The sequence below is a fragment of the Shewanella sp. SM29 genome (assembly GCF_025654245.1).
GTDB lineage: Bacteria > Pseudomonadota > Gammaproteobacteria > Enterobacterales > Shewanellaceae > Shewanella > Shewanella oncorhynchi.
On record NZ_JAKKRN010000067.1, the window covers coordinates 1 to 3,311 of the forward strand.

Annotated in this window: 5 protein-coding genes; 4 read left to right on the forward strand and 1 reads right to left on the reverse strand. The window is 43.9% G+C overall.

The annotated features are described in order from the left end of the window. Positions 1–760: 760 nt before the first annotated feature. Positions 761–1,240, reverse strand: coding sequence for a helix-turn-helix domain-containing protein (locus L5L77_RS22370; protein WP_263223434.1), 480 nt, complete (start codon positions 1,238–1,240; stop codon positions 761–763). Positions 1,241–1,388: 148 nt separating this feature from the next. Here L5L77_RS22370 and L5L77_RS22375 point away from each other — a divergent pair, with 148 nt between their 5' ends. From L5L77_RS22375 to L5L77_RS22390, 4 genes are read left to right on the forward strand one after another with little or no spacing between them, the layout of a single operon-like run. Next, positions 1,389–2,507, forward strand: coding sequence for a phage/plasmid replication protein, II/X family (locus L5L77_RS22375; protein WP_263223435.1), 1,119 nt, complete (start codon positions 1,389–1,391; stop codon positions 2,505–2,507). An 11-nt stretch (positions 2,508–2,518) separates the two neighbouring features. Continuing rightward, a complete protein-coding gene (locus L5L77_RS22380) occupies positions 2,519–2,830 on the forward strand; it encodes a G5P family DNA-binding protein (protein ID WP_263223436.1) in 312 nt (103 codons plus the stop codon). Between the two features lie 9 nt (positions 2,831–2,839). After that, positions 2,840–3,022, forward strand: coding sequence for a hypothetical protein (locus L5L77_RS22385; RefSeq protein ID WP_263223437.1), 183 nt, complete (start codon positions 2,840–2,842; stop codon positions 3,020–3,022). After that, complete coding sequence (locus L5L77_RS22390; protein ID WP_263223438.1) at positions 3,013–3,198, forward strand: hypothetical protein; 186 nt, start codon at positions 3,013–3,015, stop codon at positions 3,196–3,198. Before L5L77_RS22385 ends, L5L77_RS22390 begins: the two co-directional genes overlap by 10 nt. Positions 3,199–3,311 lie beyond the last annotated feature (113 nt).

Consider the following 3,311-nt stretch of genomic DNA (forward strand, 5'->3'; position numbering starts at 1 on the left):
CTGCGCACAATGTATATTAACTAGTCTGACAGGTGCATAGGAACGGCTACACAAGGCTTTCCTATGTCGATGTTGTACTCCTTCAAGAAAATCCGTTTATGGCGGTAGAACGTCTCTCTAGGCAGCAAGTAATCCGTTCTGATACCTAATCTCCACGTGATGTAAGTGGAGCGTAGGCTAGAGCGCAAACGCACGATAAATAGCTGCTCTTTGGGGGTAATAATGATGTCCGAGTCATACATGGTATTCATTCGCTTAAAAGGGTGCCTTAATTTCCCCACATAGTAACCGAATTGGGATTATTAAGGGACGTGTCCCTTAATGCTAAGCGCCTTTGATAGGGGCGTTTTTTGCCCCGAGCTTTCTCCCTGCCAAGCCGCTTTTTAACTTTCGTCTAGCCCCGACTAAAGTTGATTTCTGTCTACAAGATTCAAAGCGGTTTCACGCTATGGCGTTCTGGCCGGGTGGGTACCTGCTAGCCCCTTTATGGGGCGGACAGGTATCCATTCGGACAGAGAGCAAAGTGCGTATAGTAATACTGCACTTTTGTCTCATTTTTGAGACTTTTTCAGGGATTGAGCGAGAACTTGGAAAGGGGCCCGCGGCTGCGGGAAAGGGCCCAAGTGACAGCGAGAGCCCCTGAGTCCACATACTTTAACAGTGGACTCTACTCCAATAATTGGAGTTTTCGCGAGGTCTTGAAATGTGGCTTTTCAGGTTTGGGTTCCTGTTACACCCAAACTAACTCCGGACATCCGGACTATATCAGTCCTTCTTTATGGCTTACATAATTCTCATTTTCAGTCACTGCTTTTGCAGTGTCTAAATCATCTCGAGTTAAATGCCTTAGGTCATCAGAACCAAAACCATGACTATCTTTTAGAGCTTTCTCTAACGAATTTAAGAAGTGATTCTTCTCATCAATACAATCGTACAAAATTGAAGTGAACGTAACATCGTCAATTAACACCTTGATAGATGCTACTTTTTTCATAAATGCTATAGGGTCAATGCGAGTTTCTATCGCCATTTCACCGCTACAGATTTCTTTCTCTGCAATCTTCAATATCTTGCTCAATTGGGTTACTTGGCTAGCTTTAGGTTCCGTTAAATCCCTTTCCCATTTGCTTACGGTTTGTACGGTTAACCCTAGCTGTTCCGCAATATCCTCTTGCTTGATATTAAGGGCGATTCGTCTGTCTTTTAGTACGCTACCAATACTCATGTTTAAGTTTTCCATATCGACACCTACTTTAATATTAGTTTACACCCACTTTTGTTTGGCCTATTATCATGCAACATATTTATATGTGTTCACATAAACAAATGTTTAAGTGAAACATCTTGACAGGGTTTTTATCAAATTGTTTTTCATCGACCGTTTATTCATGCAACAAGACCATCCAGAGGGCAATTTGCCGCTGGTCGGTCGGCATGTCATTGAACGGTTCGAATTGGAAACAGGTGAGCATTTACCGCCATCGGTTAACCAAAAAATCCTTGAAGGCTCTTACAGTACCAAGTTAACCATCCGTTGTGATGGGCAGCGGGTGAGGGTGGAAGGCAATCCATCTCGCTGGCAACGCATGGATAACCTGTTTGGCCTGCAGACGCTTGATGAATGTGTGGCGATTTTTAATCACGTGCTAGCCCAATATGATTTACCACCGTTCACCAAAAATACTCAAATTTCATACCGCCAAACGCCAGACGGCAAAACCACTCAGCTTGTTGGTAATGGCGCTGAAATTACCGCTATTGATTGGACAGTTAATCATCAAGTGGGCAAGGGCAAGGAGGCTTCATTTATCCGTGGTATGTCATCGATGCAAATCGGCCGAGGTCGTAAACCCAAGCTGTATCCCGATGGCCACACATGCAACTGGGGCGAGGGTTCTACTTGGGTAATGACCAAGCTCTATAACAAAGCCGTGGAGTTACAGCGGCATCTAAACAAAGAACTCCGCAAAAAAGCCGGTGTTCCCATCGATAGACTTAACTACTTAGAAAATTTAATTAAATACTGCGAAAACACAGGTGTAGTACGCGAAGAACATAGCTTAAGACAGGCATTGCTAAAACGTCATACGTTGCAATTTTATGGCCGAGTCACTGAACAAGACTTTTATCCGCACCTAACTGACATAGAGAACGCCATGAAAACAATCCAAATCTCTCATGATGAACACCAAACCATAGCCGACCAATTAATGTCTTTAGGTGTAGTGAAAAGTCGCCAAGCAGCTAATGCAACCCAATGTTATGCCTTAATGTGGCAGCATGGCGCGGACTTGCGAAAGTCTCTTAAATCAACTCAATTTTACGAACACAAATCTCGCCTAAAAGCTATTGGCATTGATATCGGTCAGCAGTTTGACGTAAGCCGTATGTGCCCAACACTGAAACGCTCTGAAGTTATTGAAGTTAAACCACTAATCGTCCCGCACTGGTATCAGTTGCCCATCGTTGCACAATCCAATGTTTTACCATTTAAAGCCTATGCATAGGAGCTATAACCATGTTTAAAATCGAAGTATTTCAAGATGATGTCACTGTCAGCGCCCGAAACATGCCACCTAAAGATGGTAAGCCTGGGCGGACTATTTACGAGCAAATCGCATACGCGCATTTAGGTGGAAAATTTCCTGTCCAAATGAAACTGCAAGTTGAAGACCCAACCAAGACATATCCAGCGGGTGAATATCAAATTGATAACGCTAGCTTTGTGATTAACAACTTTGGCGGCCTTGAGCTTAAGCGCTTCGGGTTAAAGCTGGTTGCAATGCCCAAATCCACGTTAAACAGCCCATTATCCGTGGCAAAACCGTAAGGACGCATCATGAACGAACTTATCAATAGCGCCATAGCGTTGCGCAATGACATACAGGTCATCAACGAGTTTTTACTGAAAGGCTTAGCACCTGAAGACGCTCAACTGCAATTAGTCGCCAAATCTTGCGTGTTACTGGGCGAACTGGACGACACACTAGAGCAACTTAAGGACACAGCATCATGCAAATAATCCCTTATGATGGCGGCTACAGTATGGTTGAACGCAACGACAAGCCAGAGCTACAGTGCAACAACTGCAATAAGCCTTGGTGGTACGATGATTTTGACTCGTTATTTATCCAGTGCCCACATTGCCAAGGCGAACTGCGACGAGTCACGCCAGAAGAACCATTTAGACATCGTTAATGTGTGATAAATATAGTTATCACACATTGACAGTAATCAAGCCTCAATGCCGATAAGTGACGTTATCGGCATCCCCAAGCCCTCTCACATAAAGCTGCGCACAATGTATATTA